This window comes from Bacillus sp. DNRA2 (assembly GCF_012843265.1).
In the GTDB taxonomy this organism is placed as follows: Bacteria; Bacillota; Bacilli; order Bacillales; family Cytobacillaceae; genus Bacillus_BU.
In genome coordinates, this window is record NZ_JABAIT010000017.1 from 15,724 (window position 1) to 30,430 (window position 14,707).

At 34.6% G+C, this 14,707-nt stretch carries 15 protein-coding genes and 2 pseudogenes; 16 read left to right on the forward strand and 1 reads right to left on the reverse strand.

Features of this window, described 5'->3' with window-relative positions; all coding sequences use genetic code 11:
* Window positions 1-202: 202 nt before the first annotated feature.
* The 14 genes and pseudogenes from HHO41_RS14590 (at window position 203) to HHO41_RS14655 (ending at window position 10,165) form a co-directional block, all read left to right on the forward strand.
* Entirely contained in the window at window positions 203-433 is a 231-nt protein-coding gene (locus HHO41_RS14590) for a hypothetical protein (RefSeq protein WP_169099912.1), read from the forward strand.
* A gap of 496 nt (window positions 434-929) precedes the next feature.
* Window positions 930-1,298, forward strand: a pseudogene (locus tag HHO41_RS14595) (polymorphic toxin type 50 domain-containing protein); the annotation flags it as partial.
* Between the two features lie 16 nt (window positions 1,299-1,314).
* Window positions 1,315-1,653 carry a hypothetical protein gene (locus HHO41_RS14600; protein ID WP_169099913.1) on the forward strand — a complete coding sequence of 113 codons (339 nt, stop codon included), beginning with the start codon at window positions 1,315-1,317 and terminating at the stop codon, window positions 1,651-1,653.
* Between the two features lie 164 nt (window positions 1,654-1,817).
* Window positions 1,818-2,081 (forward strand): hypothetical protein, encoded by a 264-nt coding sequence (locus HHO41_RS14605; protein ID WP_169099915.1) that lies wholly within the window; start codon window positions 1,818-1,820, stop codon window positions 2,079-2,081.
* Window positions 2,082-2,249: 168 nt separating this feature from the next.
* Complete coding sequence (locus tag HHO41_RS14610) at window positions 2,250-2,858, forward strand: hypothetical protein (protein WP_169099917.1); 609 nt, start codon at window positions 2,250-2,252, stop codon at window positions 2,856-2,858.
* A gap of 15 nt (window positions 2,859-2,873) precedes the next feature.
* The gene (locus tag HHO41_RS14615; protein WP_147536250.1) at window positions 2,874-3,161 is read left to right on the forward strand and encodes a hypothetical protein; all 288 of its coding nucleotides are present in this window, start codon (window positions 2,874-2,876) and stop codon (window positions 3,159-3,161) included.
* Between the two features lie 722 nt (window positions 3,162-3,883).
* A complete protein-coding gene (locus HHO41_RS14620) occupies window positions 3,884-4,162 on the forward strand; it encodes a hypothetical protein (protein WP_169099919.1) in 279 nt (92 codons plus the stop codon).
* Window positions 4,163-4,207: 45 nt separating this feature from the next.
* Complete coding sequence (locus tag HHO41_RS14625; protein ID WP_169099921.1) at window positions 4,208-4,717, forward strand: hypothetical protein; 510 nt, start codon at window positions 4,208-4,210, stop codon at window positions 4,715-4,717.
* A 131-nt stretch (window positions 4,718-4,848) separates the two neighbouring features.
* Window positions 4,849-5,265 (forward strand): immunity 70 family protein, encoded by a 417-nt coding sequence (locus HHO41_RS14630; protein ID WP_169099923.1) that lies wholly within the window; start codon window positions 4,849-4,851, stop codon window positions 5,263-5,265.
* A gap of 252 nt (window positions 5,266-5,517) precedes the next feature.
* Window positions 5,518-5,945: pseudogene (locus tag HHO41_RS14635) on the forward strand (YrhA family protein).
* Between the two features lie 355 nt (window positions 5,946-6,300).
* Complete coding sequence (locus HHO41_RS14640) at window positions 6,301-7,155, forward strand: hypothetical protein (RefSeq protein ID WP_169099925.1); 855 nt, start codon at window positions 6,301-6,303, stop codon at window positions 7,153-7,155.
* A 5-nt stretch (window positions 7,156-7,160) separates the two neighbouring features.
* Entirely contained in the window at window positions 7,161-7,697 is a 537-nt protein-coding gene (locus tag HHO41_RS14645) for a DUF5085 family protein (protein WP_169099927.1), read from the forward strand.
* Between the two features lies 1 nt (window position 7,698).
* On the forward strand, window positions 7,699-7,890 hold the full coding sequence (locus HHO41_RS14650; RefSeq protein WP_169099929.1) for a hypothetical protein: 192 nt from the start codon (window positions 7,699-7,701) through the stop codon (window positions 7,888-7,890).
* A gap of 979 nt (window positions 7,891-8,869) precedes the next feature.
* Window positions 8,870-10,165 carry an MFS transporter gene (locus tag HHO41_RS14655; RefSeq protein ID WP_169099931.1) on the forward strand — a complete coding sequence of 432 codons (1,296 nt, stop codon included), beginning with the start codon at window positions 8,870-8,872 and terminating at the stop codon, window positions 10,163-10,165.
* A gap of 42 nt (window positions 10,166-10,207) precedes the next feature.
* On the opposite strand, the gene HHO41_RS14660 is transcribed toward HHO41_RS14655, so the two are convergent.
* On the reverse strand, window positions 10,208-11,752 hold the full coding sequence (locus HHO41_RS14660) for a PucR family transcriptional regulator (RefSeq protein ID WP_169099933.1): 1,545 nt from the start codon (window positions 11,750-11,752) through the stop codon (window positions 10,208-10,210).
* Window positions 11,753-12,348: 596 nt separating this feature from the next.
* On the opposite strand from HHO41_RS14660, the gene HHO41_RS14665 reads away from it, so the two are divergent.
* Together HHO41_RS14665 and HHO41_RS14670 are read left to right on the forward strand one after the other, a co-directional pair.
* On the forward strand, window positions 12,349-12,906 hold the full coding sequence (locus tag HHO41_RS14665; protein WP_169099935.1) for a cytochrome c3 family protein: 558 nt from the start codon (window positions 12,349-12,351) through the stop codon (window positions 12,904-12,906).
* A 273-nt stretch (window positions 12,907-13,179) separates the two neighbouring features.
* Window positions 13,180-14,601 carry an FAD-dependent oxidoreductase gene (locus HHO41_RS14670; protein ID WP_169099937.1) on the forward strand — a complete coding sequence of 474 codons (1,422 nt, stop codon included), beginning with the start codon at window positions 13,180-13,182 and terminating at the stop codon, window positions 14,599-14,601.
* Window positions 14,602-14,707: the final 106 nt, after the last annotated feature.

The window sequence follows — 14,707 nt, forward strand, 5'->3', positions numbered from 1 at the left end:
TACTGAGTGCTTTTGTCCAATGTCATATACAGCTATTTAGCAAATTATTGTAGTACAATCTTCAATTATACCAGCTATAGAAGCTACTCAGGTATTCCATAAAATGGGCGCTTTCCTGAGGGAGCAGGCTAGGAAAATGCATGATATTGAACGGGAAAATTCTTGTAATTACAGTAGCGATTATTTTTAAGGGAGAATATAAATGGAAGAGGAAATAAAGTTGTCCAGAGAAGATGCCATTTTCTTTATGGATATGGTTGCATCTTCGAAAAGCCCGAACTATGTACCAAAATTACCAAAGGTAAAACCATATAACAAAATATTAAAAGATAGAAATTCAAATGATTTTAATAGATTTATAAGATTATATAAAGCAATGAGATACGTTTTAGCAGAAAGAGAATTGATTATTTTGGATGAAGTTGTAAATTAGTAAAGAAGAATTTGAAAACATCCAGCATAAATTAGCCTACAAAGTTCAAATCATCGATGAGTATGGGGAATATGGTGGGGATTTTTACGTTTTTGACAATTGGCAGATTGTCAGGAAATATACAGCTAGGATTAATGGGAAGTTCGTTACCCGATATGAAATTGTTGAGAAAATCCCCAAAAAAGATCGAACTGGCAATGTGAAAGAGTTAGGTTCTTCATATGAGGGAACTCCACTTGAACCTTTAGAATACTTGGTCAACCCTAAATCGTTAGCGATTAAGGGTGGTAAAAATTTATTTGGTAAAGGCTTGAATGACATTGGGGAACGCCTGTCCATCAAATTGGAAAAAACAGAATTATCCAATGCATGGGCACATAGTGGTTATGAGGATAATTTTCTACATATTAAGAAATCTGCGGACGTAAGTGGCTCTGTAGTGAATAAAGGTGTGGCTGATGTAAGCGGTGGTACTAAGGGTACGGGTAATGGTGTCCTTTCTTATGGAAAGAATTCAGTACCAATTGGACCTTGTAGAGAAGTTTATGGATTCCCAGTTAAAGTAAAGCCAGGAGCCCAAGAAAAGCATATTCCTAATACACCAAACTACAAACAAGAAATAGCAAATGGAAAAATCAAGAGTATTTTCTATGTTGATAATAAAACAGCACAAAAATTGCTTGATAAGTTTGCAGGAAAAGGCCAACTGCTGCCAAACAGTAGAAAAGAAAGAGTAGACTTTGGTAAACCAATTGGAAAATACTATGATCGTGATACTGGTGAATACCTTGAAACTACTAGAGGAATAATTCATTACGGAAAAGACGGAGCGCATATAGTGCCTTCAGAACCATTAAAAAAGTAATAAGAGGGAGGATATCATGGAATATGATCCTTTAATAAAAGTGTTAAAAGAGTATAAAGATAGTGACTTGATAATAGAGTGGGAAAGTGGATTAAAGATTATTGGTGAACCAGACACACTCTTTGAAACAGACAATGGGTTGGATGACGATGATGTGAATTATACCGAATATTATGCAGTTTCATTTCAAGTAAATGATATCATATCGCATCCTAATAGTGAAAAAAGTAGTTTATATAATTGGTTAATACAAAAGAAAGGTTCATTAGTTGAAATTTCACTTTATGATGATCCGCCAAGTGCGGTTTTTTTAACTAACGGAGAAAGTGTTTGGAAAAAGGATAGTAAACAATAAAAGCGTTTACTTTATAAACATATACCTTGATGGGCTAAATTGCCTTTCAAGGTTTTTTGCTTAATTTATATTAAGTCAGCTGAAATTTGTGAGTAGCAAATTGGAAATGATTAGTTTGGGAATCGAGAACGCATGATGGTAGTACCCTCAAGGAGTATCGTTTTATGTACCTAGCCGAAAAAGAGCGAAAGGATACAATTGAGAAAGTTCATGAACTGGACTATGATCTAGTCAATCAATACCAAAAGTCCCAGCCGGCCGAGTCCTATGCGAAACTTCTGTTTCAGCAGTTATTAGAATCATCAACGAAAAACGGTGCCATAACACCGATTCATTTTGATACGAAAGCCTATCACAACAGTGAAATTTATCGGGCAAAAAAGCCTAGGACAATTAGTAAAAAAGAGTTTGAAAGTATCAATAATTAATTGGCATACAAATTACAAATCATTGATGAATTCGAAGAATATGGTGGAGATTTTTATGTTTTTGACAATGGGCTGATTGTCAGGAAATAAACAGCTAGGGTTAATGGGAAGTTCGTTACCCGATATGAAATTGTTGAGAAAGTCCCCAAAAAAGATCGAACTGGCAATGTGAAAGAGTTAGGTTCTTCATATGAGGGAACTCCACTTGAACCACTAGAATACATGGTCAATCCCAAATCGTTAGCGATTAAGGGTGGAAAAAAACTATTTGGCAAAGGCTTGATTGACATTGGAGAACATTTGTCCATTAAATTAGAAAAACTGGAACTATCCAATGCAGGGGCACATAGTGGTAATGGCGAAAACTTTCTACATATTAAGAAATCTGATGAAGTAAGCAGCCCTGTAGTGAATAAAGGTTTGGATGATGTAAGAGGTGTAACTAAGGGTACGGGTGATGCTGGTAAGGGTGCCAGTGTAGTTGATAAATTTAATATTGATGACGCATATGTCAAACCAAAGCATTTATCAACAACTAAAGGTAATGAGGCAAAGTTTTTAGGAGATTCTAAAGGTGCTGCCGAGCAAATATTGAAGGATTCAATGAAAAATGGAACAGTCCAGTCAATAACAGATAATGGATTAACTAAAATGGGAAAACAGAGTTATTCAGTAATAATTGACGCTGGAAAAACTATAGGAACAAAGGGAGAAAACTTAATTAAAGTTGTATTATCAGAAGATGGAGGCATGTTATCTGCTTATCCAATAAAATAGAAAGGTGAGATTATTATGAATGTTTTAGAAGGATTTTTGCAGGCAGAAATTAATACACAGGAATTATATGAAGATATAATGTCTTTTATTACTTCATATCATATCAGATGTGGAGAATTTGAAGGAAATGAATATATAATAAAAAAAATGGATCAAACCAATTTTATTTTATTTCCGGAATATGTAGATACAGATGGTGAAAGAGAAATACACGGAGCGATATCAGTTTATAGAAACAATTTAATCAAAGTGATTAATGACTATGCACAGGTTAAAGGAATACAAGTAATTGATGTAAATTAGTAGTTACTAAGAAATGATTACAGTTCGAAAACGTAGTCTCATTGAAAAGAGTAACCTGCTTTAGTAAACTTTCATGAGTGTACCCCCATAGGGTGAATTTCTGAATAATCCTATTTATGTCTGCGACCAACATTCAAGCCACGTTGAGTGTGTGAACAATGGAAAAAGTATATCTGCTTGAAATTGCTAACATTAGCTAACGCAATCCTATGAAAAGCGGTAAATCCCCGTTAAAGATGTTACAACCAGCAATATCCAAAACGTTGATTTACCGCGTTTTTTGCACCTCTCGTTAACGATATTACACACTCAAAGCTCGCGGGCGGCATGATGTAATAGCCCCCTCAAAGCTTGATATGAATGGGTTTTGGAGTAAGATGATAGTGTAATGCTAACATTTTCTAATAAAAAGGAAATTAACGGAGGCTTCTCATTAGTTCTTTGAACTTTTGGGAGGCTTCTTTTTTATTGCAATGTGATGGTTTTGCTCAAACATACTGATAAATTTCTCAATTTCATAATGACTTTTATGGTATCATTACCACAAAAGTACTATATTACCATTAAAAGGAAACTCTGGTAGAAATGACAAAAGATATTGCTAATAATATGGTAAATAAAGCTGAAAAATTGGCAAGAGAAACGTTCGATAAAGCGGATGAGTATATTAATAGTGTCGGGAAAAAACTCGATAAAATATTTTGGTGATGTAGGAGGTTTGTATGTTAAAGAAATGTGCTGAGGAAGATTTTTATGGGATACGGTCGGTTGCATATGGCAGGCTGAATCCTCACTCGATTCCAGGATTTTTCTGGGCAACTTTCGTGATTAGTGGAGTAATCACAAGTGTGATAGCAGTGGGGATTTTAGGAAGCGGATACCCATTTCCAACCTCTTTTTGGCCTATAACCGCAAAAGTTAGTATTATTCTTTTAATAATCCAATTTTTAATTGTATTAATGTTTACAAAGGAAAAATATACCTTTCGGTTTCAAAAATAACAATCAGTCTTGTTAAGTATCATTCCATTAAAGATGTCAACAGAAGTGTATTTAGCTTTTTTAATATTTTGCATGGGCGGAACAGCACCTGATTATTTAAAAACTACAGCTATTATTCTATATATTGGAGGACTTGTCTATTTGGTCATTTCAACCATTAGAGGAGTCCGAAGAGTTCAAAAAGGTGAACTTCGCATAGGCGGTAAAGGATTATATGATTTTGCAAATTCAAAAGGGCATATAAGCATACCTATCGTATTCGGTGTTACGATGCTTGGAGGCTCAATATTCAAGATATTATCTTATTCAACGGTTAGCTTTGGTCCCTTGCTTCAATTGTATTTCTTACTTTTGCTAATTGTTGTCCTTCAATACGCGATTGCCTTTGCCTGGCCGGAGTTCTTCTTGTTCACATATTGCAAATTCAGATTTGAGTCGTTTATCATTCCCATGCCAAGGCGTCCGTTGGAAGATAAATATTCTGCCAAACACAGGAAGCCTCAGAAAAAACAGACAGTCCTGGCGAACAGCCATAATATTCATAAGAAGAAATAAAAACAAAAGAAAGCTAGGGGATGACATAATTGAAAATCAAACGTTGTCCGATTATTTTTCATAATGTGATAAGTACCTCAACAATGATGTAGCAAAAATAATTTTTAAAATGGATTAGAGGTGAAAGTTAAATGGCAGTAGGAATATTAGTAGATTGTTTTTATTACGAATTGAGTCAAAGCGATTTTGTACATTCATTCTTCTCAACAATCTCCTATCATTTAGAAAAAGAAGGATGGGGTACAAAATATCCGTTATTGATGAATGAGTTGTATAATGACAAACTAAACTGGAATGAAGTTTCTGTTGTAAAAGCTAATTTAATCGAAATTGAACAGGAATTATCAAAATACTTACCGGAACAAGTTATTTGGGATATAGATGATTTATCAAAAAATCCACCGTGGGGGGATAAAATTAGTTCAAAAGTAACTAATCTAGCGAATTATTTTGCAACAAATGATGGGAAAACATTTTTTGAAGTACTACGTACAGCAATTGATGTAGCAGAAGAAGATAAATGTTATTTGAAAATTCACAGACTATAATTTTTCTTAACCATGGGACGCTTTCCCATAGTTTTTTACATAAAATTCCTTTGGATCAAGTTGGTACTAATAATGTGGAAAACTTATATCTAATAAAAAACCATCCCTATCACAAGGTTATTACTAATGAGCAAAATTCATTAACAAAGAGTATGAAACCAGGGGAAAGTAAGATAGTGGAGTTTCCTATTCCAGAAGGAGACATTTATCTTCTTAACAAGGAATAAATAATATTCAGAGGGTGATTATTATATGTGGAGAGAGCAAATTAGTCAGATTTCCAAAATAAGAGAGAAGCGAAATCGAAAACTCAATATACCTACCAATGAAACTGAATTATCAAGATTTCGCAAATCTCTAGTAGAAAAATTTGGTGAAGATGTACTGCCACAGCAATACTATGAATTTATAAAAATAGTTAATGGAATTGAATTTAATGGACTTGAAATTTATGGGATTGACCAAGAATTTTTGGATTCCAAGCCAATAAATCAAGTGGATAGTTTTTTGATGCCAATGAAACAGGGGTGTCAATTATAGATGAAGATGATCTAATTTTTTTTGGAGATTCAGATATAGCTTGGTATTGTTACAATGTTACTAAACAAAATTTTGTTGAGCTAGATAAGCCTTCAGGTGAGCATATGGTAACTTTTTGCGATTTTGATACTATGCTCTAATCTGCTTTCTCTGCAGCACTTACATAAATGTACAATCCGACGAACAAAATCAATGCTTAAAGGGTGAAATTTGTAAGTCAATTACATTAGATAACTAACTTTAAAGCACTTGAAAGCCTTTAGGTAACAGGTGTTTTTTGTTTTTAATTACTTGTAATCAAAGAAGAGAAAAGTTCATCATTGTACAAAATACTTGGTGATATTTTGCTTGGAATCTTCAAAAGCAGCAGATAAAAATGGAATTGAATACTTGAGAGATAGTGATACAGTAAGGACGGCATTGCCCTGAGATGATTGTATTAGTAATGTTGGGAAGAAACTGGATAAGATCTTTTTGTAGATTTAGGAGGTTTGTATGTTAAAAGATTGTGTTGAAGAGGATTTTTATGAGATAAAGATGGTTACATGTGGTCGATTAAAACCCAACTCGATTCCTGGATTCTTTTGGGCGACATTTATATTTAGCGGTTTATATACGGCTGTCATGAGCTTTGGGACGGGGTATAGCAGTTACGTTACAAATCCTATATGGCCTATAATTGTCAAAATTAGTACAGCATTGTTAGTCATTCAATTAATTGTTGCGATTGTTTTTACAAAGGAAGAAATTAGCTATAGATTTCAGAAATTTCAAAGTATACTGTTAACCGTTATTTCATTAAAGTTTTCCTTAGAAGGTTATGTGCTTTTTTATCAATTTTGTGAAGATAGACAAGCACCTAGTTATTTAACTTCAATTACAACTCTCTTAGTAATAGGGGGAATTATATATTTAGTATATTCAACAATTAGAGGTATTAAGCGGGTAAAAAGGGGAGAGTTTCGCAAAGGCGGCAAGGGATTGTACAATTTTGCACAATCAAAAGGGCAAATCAGTTTACCGATCATCTTTGGTGTGACGATGATAGCAGGTACAATTATCAGATCATTGTCCGATCCATCAGTTCTTTTTGGACCCTTAATTCAATTATATTTTTTTCTATTCCTTTTCGTTGTTCTGCAATACGCGATTGCCTTTGCATGGCCGGAATTTTTCTTGTTCACCTATTGCAAGTTTAGATTTGAGTCGTTTATCATTCCCATGCCAAAGCGTCCGTTAGAAGATAAATATACTGCCAAACGAAGGAAGCCTCAGAAAAAACAGACAGTCCTGGTGAACAGCCATAATAATCATAAGAAGAAACAAAAACAAAAGAAAGCTAGGGGATGACATAATTGAAAATAAAACGTTGTCCGATTATTTTTCATAATGTGATAAGTACCTCAACAAGATGCAAGACAAATGAATGGTATATTACGGCTAGAGAGTTCAGAAATGCCATTATTAAAAATGGATTATACAGCACCGGTCCGATTATTTATAAAGTCTCTCATTTTGACGAGCCTTTGAATGAAGCAGATTACACATTTTATATACCGATCAATACTCCTTTAGAAATGGAAGATAACGATAAATATTGTTTTTATGAATTGTGGAAATTTGATGATGGTTTAGCGTTTAGACATGCGGATTTAGACGATGACTTGGAAGTGTCTTATGAATTACTTCAGGCTGCTGCCAAAGCAAATAAATTAGAATTAGAGGAATCATTTTATCATATTTACTTAGATGTGTATGGGGAAGGAATCATTGATATTTACGCTCCCATCGTAAAGGCGAAGATTGGAAGCGAGACCGGGGGATACTTTGGTGAAGAGGTTGGTTTTGGTGGATTTATCAAATTTGAAAAACCAAAGGAGGAGGGAAAATGATATGCAGGCGTTTAAAGTTGGAAAATTTGTTACATACATTGCAATAATTATTCTTCTAATAGTTGCTTTTATATCTCCTTATAGTTTATCCAAGAAAGTCTACTTTATTTTTTGTATTTTAATTCTTGGCGTAATTTCATTGGGGGTAAATAAAATATTAGAACGAGCGCACGGTAAATTCTTCAAAAGTTAAAATCACATATGTTATAGGGATACCGATTGAAGATGTGAAAATTACTGAGAAACGTAAAGATATTCAATATTGAAACAAGTAACCACGGGGATGGTTGTCTGTTTACTTGATTATTTCCAAGTTATAAATCAGCTAACTCCAATTGATTCATAAGAGTTCGCTATTGATATGTGAATAGAACTTCGTTGATTGGACAATTGCTTTTGAATCTTGAATGGACTAATCCCTTCAAGGTTTTTATATGTGCGCCCGGCATGCCTTTAACTTGGTGGTGAAAGTCCACTACAGGCTTGGTATGTGGAGTGTGCGATCAACGGTAAAAAGTCTATCTGCTTGAAATTGCTAACATTTTGCTAACGCAATCCCATAAAAAACGGTAAATCCTCATTAAAGATATTACAGCCAACAATATCCAAAACGTTGATTTACCGCAATTTTTGTACTCAATGTTAACAATATTACACTCTAAAAAACTACGGGCGGCATATGTAATAGCCCCCTCAAACACTTGATATGAGTGGGTTATTAAGAAAGATGAAAGTGTAATGCTAACATAGTGGAAATTAATGGAGGCTTTTCATGAGTTCAGCGAACTTTTGAGAGGCTTCTTTTTTCATTTCTTGGGTTACGTGGAGATACACATTTTTCGTGATTCGATCATCAGAATGGCCTAGTCGGTCCATCATTTGTTCTAGTGAGTCCCTATCCTCTGCAAGAAGCGATGTATGAGAGTGCTTTATAAGCGGATTCCATAATTGCCCAATTATGGAATTATTACATTTCAATAAACGGTCATTTTTTACCTCTTTAGATTGTTGCTTTACTAAATCATTATTCGCTATATTTAGAAATGATCACCTCTTCTTATTGGTATTGTTTTTGCGGGCATTAACCTATACCAAGAGAAAAGGTGTTTTTGTTTGCTGACGCTTTGTATCCAATAACGGATTTTTTTGCTTATCTTCAAGGAGGAACTCTAATGAATCAATATACAAGTAAAGAGATTCCAAAGGCTAGATGGTATTATCTATTACCAGTTTTTTTTCTAGTTAATTTCTTTGGCTTTATGGACCGTCAAGTAATTTCTTTTGCATTACCAGGTGGAATGATCTGTGATCTCGGACTAACCGCTAGCATTGCTGGTCTTGCAGCAGGTATTTTTGCTGCAGGCGCTTTATTTTTACAAGTAACAGCAGGACAATTGGCTGCAAAAGGAAAAGTGAAGAGTTTTGTCACTTTTTCAATCATCGCTTGGAGTATATGCTCACTGTTAACTGGTTTTGTCCAAAATGCGTGGCAACTACTTACTGTTAGGTTTTTCCTTGGGGTATTTGAGGGTGCTTTATCTCCTGCTGTTGTTACACTAATAACATTTTGGTTTCCTGATAAGAACGGTGAAAGAGCAAAAGCTACCTCTATCTTTTTTACCGCAGTGTCTGTAGCCGGCATCTGTACCGGACCTCTTTCAGGAACGATTATAGAATATACGAACTGGCGCTTTTTGTTTATCATATTAGGTGTTTTGGGGCTGCTGACAGCTATTTTGTGGATAATTTTTGTTGCTGAGCGCCCGGATACAGCTAAGTGGCTTAGCAAAGAGGAAAGAGATTATATTGTAACCTCACTTAACGAAGAACGAGAATTTGTTAAACAAAAGAGCGGCGTTGATGATGAAGGTGTTAAATTACCTCTAAGAATGCTATTAAGAAACAAATACATTTGGATTTTGTGTATTATTGGATTTTCTGTTAATTTTGGACAGTTCGGTTTCAGTATGTGGATGCCGGTGATGATTCAAAATCTTGGAATTGACAATATGGCTGTTATTGGCTGGATTGCTGTTTTACCGAGTATCGTCATTCTTCTTGGATTATGGATTTGGACTTTCATCTCAACTAAAGTAAAGGATCGAAGACTTACAACGGGTGTTCCAATACTATTACTTGGTTTCTTTTTAGTCTTGGGTACTTTTATATCTGGTAATTTAATTTTAGGTATTACCATGATGTGTTTAACATCATTTTTCATGCTAGGACATATGCCAAGTTACTATACCCTTCCTTCTTTATTATTTATTCAGGAACAAGATGGACCAGCTCGGGGGGTAATAGGAACCGCAATGGGTCTAGGTGCGTTTATTGGACCTTATGTTGTAGGCAATTTGATGTCAGTTGCAGGATCGACAACAGCAGGGATGTATTTTTTAGGAGGAGTATTAACCGTTGGGTTTTTAGCATCATTATTACTTCCCAAAAATATTGGAGCAATTGAATAATGATGAAAAAAACAAATACCCCTCTACCTGATGGGGTAAAAATTAAAACATCTCCAAATTCAAATAATTAAGAATCTCAAAGGAAAGCTGTAGATGCAATAATGAGTGATAATCTTTAAGGTTAATATCTAAAATTTCCTCTATTTTCCTTAATCTGTACAGTAAAGAACTGCGTTGCAAATGGAGTTCTTTGGCAGTTGTTGTCTGACATTTTCCATTTTTTAAATATAACATTAAGGTCCTTGAAAGTTCCGGATCTTCTTCAATTAATTTCAAAAGCGCAGGATGGCAAAGGCTTTTTATATCCTCCTGATTTGCACATAAATCAATTAAGTGGTAAAACTGCAAATCTAAATACCGGAAAATATGCCCCTTCATATTAATTCTTTGCCCTAACTCTGCAGCTTTTTTAGCTTCGATATATTTTCTTCTGATGTCTGAAAGATTAGAAAAGTCTCTGCTTATCCCTGCAAACATATTTCTAACGGATAACAATTCGGTCAATTTTGAAAGCACATCCTGTGCAAATGTACTATCTGAGGAAGATTCAAAAATCATGACAATGTTCCGTTCATACATGATACAAAAATTACACTTAACATTATGCAAGATCTTTGCTTTTAAATAAGTTAATTCACAATTCCGTTCAGAAACAGGTGTACTAACAACAACCAAAAAGTATTGATTGCTCATAGAATAATTAAGATAACTGGAAATTTTCTCAATTTCTTTTTGAGACAGACTTTTACCGCTTAGCAGGTCAGTAAAAAGGTACTCATACTTCATACTATCATTTAGAAATAACATTTCATTTTTTTGCAATTCCAGTGTTATGATTCTTGAAAAAAAGACAATTAAATCGGATGTTGCATTCGTGAAAAGATTATCAACTTCATAGACAGTAACCATAGCAACTTTTTTATTTTGAAACTTTAAATTATGTGAAATCATAGGACATGTATAACTTCCAGAAAATAAAACGGGTTGATCATTCTCGTTCATTTTAGAAATATAATTCTTCATGTCAGCATAGAACCCATCTGAATTCATAATGTATCCATTGACGATCGTTTTATCATCAATTCTTCTCCGCAGTTCAACATTTTTAGAATCGAAACTGGTCATTGCAAGTATTTTAAAGTTCCAGTCATTTATCCTTATAGGATTGCTGAATATGGTTGAAATTTTATCAACTAAAGCTTGTAATCCTTTACTTTCTTCTACAATTTCTAACAATTCTTCCCAAATACCAGAATAATAACTGAATATATCCTGAAGCAAATCGGCTAACTCAATAGTATCTATAAAGGTTTCAATCAAGATTACTTCTGAAGTCTCAAACAGTTTATGATCAATGTCAAAATTCCCATCTTTTATACAAACGATTTTTTTAGGGATAACGCCTTTATAACCTGACATCAAATAAGATAGGTTCGTAATATAGAGAACATCAGAGTTAATTGACCGGTGGCTATTTTTAAGAAATCTTATACTAGAAATATGTTTTGCTTCAGAAACCACTCCTGGATAATAGGAAAATTTTATATCCGTTATTCTTTCTAATAACATCGGAATTGTTATCTTCATATGCCAACACCTCCTTTAGCGGTATTATATTATACGGATTTATGTGTGTATATACATATTGAAGTGAATGTGAATCTTTTAACAATTGTACGATGTGGAGAAAAAAACTTCTAACATTTGTACGATGAATAACAAATGAGGATGAAATAAAATGAGTGAGAAATTATTTTCATAGAATGATTTCAACTGAAGAGTACACAGATGTCCATGGAGGTGAAAGATAGGGGGCTATCAAATCAAGGGGAGGAATAGAAAATCTTTAGTTAATATTTTAGTGAAATGAAAAACATTAGAAAAAAGAACTTTGTTTTTTGTCGTTGTAAAACAAAAAACAGGCAATAGCTATTGCAGTAGCTATCGCCATCCGGAATGATATTTGTCTGGGAACGTAAAGGACCGTAATGACAAAACAGCTCAATCGACCCAGATTTAAGAAATGTGTAAGCAGTATTGACATTAAAAACTACAAAGAAAAGTCGGATTTTCTCTATAGTAGTTACTGCTAGGTTAGATCTAATGGTTAAAAAAACCTTCCTAGATTATATCATCTCCTTCTGAAATTATAAAGAAGTGTCAAATTCAATTAGGGGGATATAATGGCAACAGAACAAATTACGAAAGAAAAAAAACCTAAAAAAAGGTTTTTTAAAAAACTTTCAAAGAAACAAGTAATCTTTATTCTACTATTTGCACTTTTATTTTTTGGAATCGGAGGAATGGCACTCGTTAAGGCCAGCGATAACCCAGCATTTTGTAGTACCTTCTGCCACAATATGGAGCCAATGTATAACTCATACAAGCATAGTAATTTGCTAGCAAATGCACATGCCAAGGCAGATGTTGTCTGCCATGATTGTCACCAGGATTCATTAAGCACTAAGGCCCAAGAAGGAATTAAGTATGTTAAGGGAGATTACGAGACACCGATGAAAACGAGAAAGTTTTCAAAGGAAATGTGCCTTAAATGCCATGACTATGACAAAGTCATCGCCAAAACCAATTTCGAGGAATCAAACCCTCATAAATCACATAATGGGCAGCTCGAATGTAACAAATGCCATAAATTGCATGAACCATCAACCGTATATTGCTCCGAGTGTCATGATTTTGAATGGATGGATAAACTACCAGCTGCCTTTAATTCAGAAGAGTAAAGGAATAATGGAGCAATACACTGATAAGAGCCGATTTATGATGTCTTTTTTGCAGTGGTTTAATTTCTGAAAAGTTCGTGAACTATATTGTATCTTTGGAATTCATTATGAAAAAGGAGTAGTCATATGAATAAAATATTTTCCGGCAACAAAACTCTCAAAGTCATTACAATGATGTTTTTAATTATAACTATGCTATTACAAGGATGTTCTGATTCTAGTTCTAGTTCCACTAAGAGTGAAAAATCTAGTGGCGAAGCTAATGGGAAAACAATGAGTACAGATGTTGTAGTGGTTGGTTCTGGATCTACTGGGGTCTCAGCTGCTGTACAGGCAAAACAACTAGGCCTAAATGTAATCATGATTGAAAAAAATCCCGGCTTAGGTGGAACTAGTGCTGTAACTGAAGGATATGGTGGTATCAATACTGAATTACAAACGCAACAAGGAATCCATTACGATGTTAAGGATGTTCTATTACAAGCGGAGGGTTATCATCACTGGTTTGCTGATGCCAATCTTTTAAAGAAATTTTACGAAAACTCTGGAGAAACCTTCAGTTGGTTACAATCCTTAGGTGTAAAATTTACTGGATTAAGAAATTTGGGAGCAAACAAACTCAATACTTGGCATCTTTATGATGGGGGAGGAAAAGCATTAACAGAAACCCTTGCGGAAAATGCCAAAAAAATGGGTGTAGAGATTCTAACAGATACTAGTGGTAAAGAACTGATTATGAAAGACGGAAAAGTGGCTGGCATTAAAGCAACACATAGTGACGGAAGTAACCTAACAATCAAAGCCCCAGTTGTCATTTTAGCGACAGGTGGATATTCCGACAATCCTGAAATGCTTGAGAAGTATGCAAAAGTTAATGCCGACAATGTTATCGATGCAGGGATCCCTGGAAGAACCGGAGACGGGATCAATATGGCTTTAAAAGTAGGGGCATCAGATAAAAACCTAAAAGGTGGTCTAATGGCCTTTGGTGCAATGATGAAAGGTGCTCCTTATGGAGGAACGCTTCACAATGGTATTGGCAGACAGCCATTGTTGCGTGTTAATCAAGATGGTATGCGCTTCACAGATGAGTCCTTGTTAGCACGTGACTGGGGTGCTTATGGTGCTGCTCATAGATTACAAGGAACAGTCTATCAAATTGCCTCTAAAGCTAATTTAGATAACTTTGTTCAGAACAAATTCCCAAGAGATATGACACCTGAGGGTAAAATACCTACCTTCTTCGAAGATTTAGATAAGTATATGAAAAAGGAAAAAACTCAGGTTGTTATTGCAGATACGATTGAAGAATTAGCAAGTAAACTCAATATGAATGAAGAGCAATTAAAGGCAACAGTTGATCAATATAATGCAGACTGTCAAACAGGTGTTGATTCACAGTTTGGAAAGGATCCGAAATTTTTAATTGCGCCTGGGGAAAATGGTCCTTATTATGCCTTCAAATTAGATTTAGGCTATTACGCTACCACTGATGGACTAGCAATTACAACGGATGCACAAGTATTAGATAAGAAAGGCAAAGTCATTCCTGGTCTTTATGCTGGTGGCGGTGACGCTGGCGGCCTTAACGGAGAATCATACGATGTTAGTTTAGTTCCAGGTTCTCAACAAGGTTGGGCTGTGAACTCTGGCCGCTTTGCTGCTCAGGATGCTGCTAAATATTTAAAAAAATAGTAATAAAATTATTGAGTTCAGTAACACTTTGAACAAAAAATAATAGATAAATTGGCAAGGGGTACTCTATTCCTTGCTGATTTATCTATAATAATCGATTACTGAG